Genomic DNA, 4,143 nt, shown 5'->3' on the forward strand with positions numbered 1-4,143 from the left:
GCCCCACGTCTTCCACGCTGGTGAAGCCCACCACATGGGCCGCCGCCTCGCCTTCGGGGTACTCGCGCTTGTATTCGCGCCGCTGGTAAATGCCTTTCAGCCCGAGCGCCGCGATCTCGCGGGCGATCGGTTCGTCCACCTGCCGCTTGATCCACACAAAGGTCTTGTCTTCGTTGGCCAGGCGCTTGTTCAAATCGGACAGCGGCATGTCCAGCAGCTTGGCGAGCTGGCGCAATTGGGGCGACGACTTGTCGACGTCTTCCGGAATCGCCCAAATGCTTTGCGCCACCACGCTCGACGCCAGAATCAAGCCGTTGCGGTCCAGCACCCGACCCCGGTTGGCCGGCAGTTCCAGCGTGCGTGCAAACCGCACCTCGCCCTGGCGCTGGAAAAAGTCGTTGCCGATCACCTGTACAAACGCGGCGCGGGCACCCAGGCCCGCAAACGCCAGGGCCAGCGCCGCGACGATGAACTTGCTGCGCCACACCGGCGTTTTGCTGGCCAGCAAGGGGCTTGCGCTGTAGTTGATGCTGCGGATGCGGCGACTCATGGCCGGGCCTCCTGCACCGCGCCCATGGCGGGCGCCTGCGGCTCAAACACCGTCACATACTGGGTGATGCCCGGACTGGCCGGGCGCATCTGCAGCTGCTTGGTGGCCAGTTGTTGCACCCGGGCGGGCGCGGCCTGTTCGCGCTTGAGCACCTGCAACTGCTCGTGTTCGGCGTCGAGCTTGCGGGTCTGCGCATGCGCACGGTCCAGCGCCGTGTACAAACGGCGCGACTCGTATTGGGTGTGCACCAGATAAAAGGCACTGACCACCACCGCACACAACAGCACCAGATTCATGCGGATCATGCCGGCACCTCCGTGCGATCGGCCACCCGCATCACCGCGCTGCGCGAACGGGGATTGCCCTGCACCTCGGTCTCTGAGGGCTTGATGCGGTGTGGGCGGGCCAGCTTGGTCGGCGCGGGTTCGGCAAACGGCACCCGGCGGTCCACCACATGGCGCGAATGCTGCACCATGAACTGCTTGACCATGCGGTCTTCGAGCGAGTGAAAACTGATCACCACCAGACGTCCGCCCGAACGCAGCACCTGCAGGCTGGCCTCTAACGCTTGTTGCAGCTCTTCAAGCTCGGCGTTGATGAAAATCCGAAAAGCCTGAAATGTGCGCGTTGCAGGGTCCTTGCCCGGCTCGCGGGTTTTGACCGCGAGAGCCACGACCTCGGCCAGTTCGCGGGTGGTTCGAAAAGCGCCCCGTTCCTGTCGGCGACGATCAATCGCCTTTGCAATCGATTGAGCAAACCGTTCTTCGCCATATTCACGAATGACCTCCGCAAGCGTCGAGACATCGGCTGTTTCCAGCCATTGGGCCACGCTCTGGCCGCGCGTGGTGTCCATGCGCATGTCCAAAGGTCCGTCGTGGCGAAAAGAAAAACCCCGTTCGGGGTCGTCGATCTGCGGAGAGCTGACGCCCAGGTCCAGCAACAGCCCATCCACACTGGCTGGCCCCAGTCCGCCCAGGTGCCGGAAGCCCTCGTGGCGCACACGCACGCGCGCATCCCCCGCCGCCAGAGCCATGGCCGAGGCCACGGCCTGTGGGTCTTTGTCGAACACCGTCAGGCGGCCGCGCTCGGACAGCCGCTCCAGAATGCGCCGGGTGTGACCGCCTCGGCCATAGGTGGCGTCAACGTAATGTCCGTCCGGATTGATCGCCAGCGCTTCAACGGCTTCGTTCAACAGGACAGTTTGGTGGCTCCATGCGTCTTGCACCATGCGCCCTCAGAAGGAAAAGTCCTTGAACACGTCGGGCATCTGCGCCTGCATGGCCTCGGCCTCTTGTGCCGCGTAGGTGGCCGCGTCCCAGAGCTCAAAATAGGAGCCCATGCCCAGCAAAATCACATCTTTGGTGATACCCGAACCGGCCCGCAGCTCGGGCGACACCAGCACGCGCCCGGTACCATCCATGTCAACGTCCATGGCGTTGCCCAGGAAAATACGTTTCCACCACTGGGCCTGCATGGGGAGCGCCGCAATGCGGTCGCGGAATTTCTCCCACTCGTTCCGGGGGAAAATCATGAGACAGCCGTGCGGGTGTTTGGTGATCGTGAGCTGGCCTTCCCCCGCGCCCAGGGCGTCGCGGTGCCGGGTCGGCATGGACAGCCGGCCCTTGGCATCGAGATGGAGAGAGGAAGCACCCTGAAACACGTTAATCAATCCTGAAAAAACACTTTTCACCACTTAATTGCACTTTTTTCCACTTTAGCAGGAAAAAGCATAGACGCAACCCGGTGGCTACAAATTTTTTCAATGAAATCAAGTACTTAGAGCGCATTTTCAAGCCATCCCGGCGTGAAAAAAGCAGCAAAAGCAAGCACTTACAACAGCCTCTGAATGTGATGCTTGAAAACCCTGTTACACCTGGGGGGATATTGCCCAGGGTCGGGTGTTGGCTGCGCAAGCGCGCATGCACCCCAGCAAATGGGGTGAATGGCGCGGGCAACTGCACTTCGGCAGACGAAGCCGTGCGGCGCCTCACCTAGCCGTTTTGACCCGCTGACACCGGTGAAGCCTCCGGCCTTGCAGCACCCACGCGTGGGCGGGGTGAGGCGCTTGGTTGGCTCAGTTTTTGCCCGCCAAGACCACTTGTGGGGACCGCCCGCCTTGCAGGAGCTTGAACACCGAAACGGTCTCGACCAATTGCTGGGCCTGCCCCATCAGGCTGTCTGCCGCGGCGGCGCTTTCGTCCACGAGCGCCGCGTTTTTCTGCGTGGTGGCGTCCATCCGACCGATGGCCGCATCCACTTGCTGCACGCCCGCATTTTGCTCGGAAGTGGCCAGGCTGATTTCGGCGACGATGTGGCTCACCCCCTGAATGGATTCGAGGATCTCACCCATGGTCTTGCCCGCCCGGTCGACCAAGGCCGTGCCCTGCGCCACCTGATCGACGCTGCTGCTGATCAGCGTCTTGATCTCCTTGGCCGCTGCCGCGCTGCGCTGCGCCAGGCTGCGCACCTCGGACGCCACCACCGCAAAGCCCCGGCCCTGTTCGCCAGCCCGAGCCGCTTCGACGGCCGCATTCAGCGCCAGGATGTTGGTCTGGAACGCGATACCGTCGATCACGCCGATGATGTCGCCAATCTTGCTTGAGCCGGCGCTGATGTTTTGCATGGTGCGAACCACCTCGTCGACCACGGCCCCACCCTGCGCTGCAATCGCCGAGGCGCCTTGGGCCAGCCGATTGGCCTGGTGGGCGCTGGCGGCGTTTTTTTCCACCGTCGAGCCCAGCTGCGCCATGGTGGACGCGGTCTGCTGCAAGGCGCTGGTTTGCTCCTCGGTGCGGTGGCTCAGATCCGTATTGCCCAGCGCAATTTGCTGGCTGGCGGCGGAGACACTTTCCGCGTTCGCGCGCACGCTGCTCACCACGCTGGCCAGACTGTCGTTCATGAGCTTCATGGCGGCCATCAGGCTCGACGTATCGCCCGGCCGCAGCCGAATCGCGGTACTCAGGTCGCCCTGGGCAATCCGTTGTGCCACGTCGCGGGCCTCATGGGGCTGCGCACCCAGCTGGCGCATGACCGAGCCTGCCACCGCCCACGCCAGCGCACCACCGAAGGCGCAAGCGAACAAGGCAATGGCCAGCATCACTTGGCCCGCCCGGGCAGACGCCGCCTGAAGCTTGCTGGTGTCTTGCTTCAGGAGTGCGCCCTGCAGTTCGGCCAGTCCGTCGATCGCCTTGAACACCGCAGCCTGCCAGGTGCTCACTTCGCGGGCCAGCATCGAGGCTGCCTCGATATCCATGCTTTCCTGGGACAGTATCAAGACCTTGTCCAGTCCAGCGTTGTAGGGGCCGTGCGCCTCGACCAGCGCGGTCATCAAGGGCCTCATCTCCTCGCTCTGCGAGGACGCCAGCAACGTCTGGATCAGGTCCTCGTTGCGGGCACGCACGTCGTCCAGGCGTTGGCGTTCGCTGGCAACCTGCTCGGGGTCGGCCAGCAAGACGATGTTGCGCACGGTGAGCGCGCCGAGATTCAGATCATTCTTGAGCCGGTGGAGCTGACCAACCTTGACCATGCGCTCTTCCGACAAGACATGGACGTCGTCGGCCAAGCGGTCGAGTGTGTAGCTGTCGTCTGCCGGC

The 4,143-nt window shown here is 63.4% G+C and carries 4 protein-coding genes and 1 pseudogene; all 5 read right to left on the reverse strand.

Annotated elements, in window-relative coordinates:
* A pseudogene (locus ABYB95_RS18305) lies at positions 1–550 on the reverse strand (penicillin-binding protein 2); the annotation flags it as partial.
* Positions 547–855 (reverse strand): cell division protein FtsL, encoded by a 309-nt coding sequence (gene ftsL / locus ABYB95_RS18310; RefSeq protein ID WP_372660121.1) that lies wholly within the window; start codon positions 853–855, stop codon positions 547–549. The pseudogene ABYB95_RS18305 and the gene ftsL, both read right to left, overlap by 4 nt.
* On the reverse strand, positions 852–1,778 hold the full coding sequence (gene rsmH / locus ABYB95_RS18315) for a 16S rRNA (cytosine(1402)-N(4))-methyltransferase RsmH (protein WP_372660123.1): 927 nt from the start codon (positions 1,776–1,778) through the stop codon (positions 852–854). The genes ftsL and rsmH overlap by 4 nt, the downstream gene beginning before the upstream one ends.
* 6 nt (positions 1,779–1,784) lie before the next feature.
* Entirely contained in the window at positions 1,785–2,210 is a 426-nt protein-coding gene (mraZ, locus tag ABYB95_RS18320) for a division/cell wall cluster transcriptional repressor MraZ (protein ID WP_372660125.1), read from the reverse strand.
* Between the two features lie 414 nt (positions 2,211–2,624).
* Positions 2,625–4,143: methyl-accepting chemotaxis protein (locus ABYB95_RS18325; RefSeq protein WP_372660127.1), on the reverse strand; the 1,519-nt coding region annotated here is incomplete at its 5' end.

Source organism: Hydrogenophaga sp. (assembly GCF_041633695.1).
Lineage (GTDB): Bacteria > Pseudomonadota > Gammaproteobacteria > Burkholderiales > Burkholderiaceae_C > Hydrogenophaga.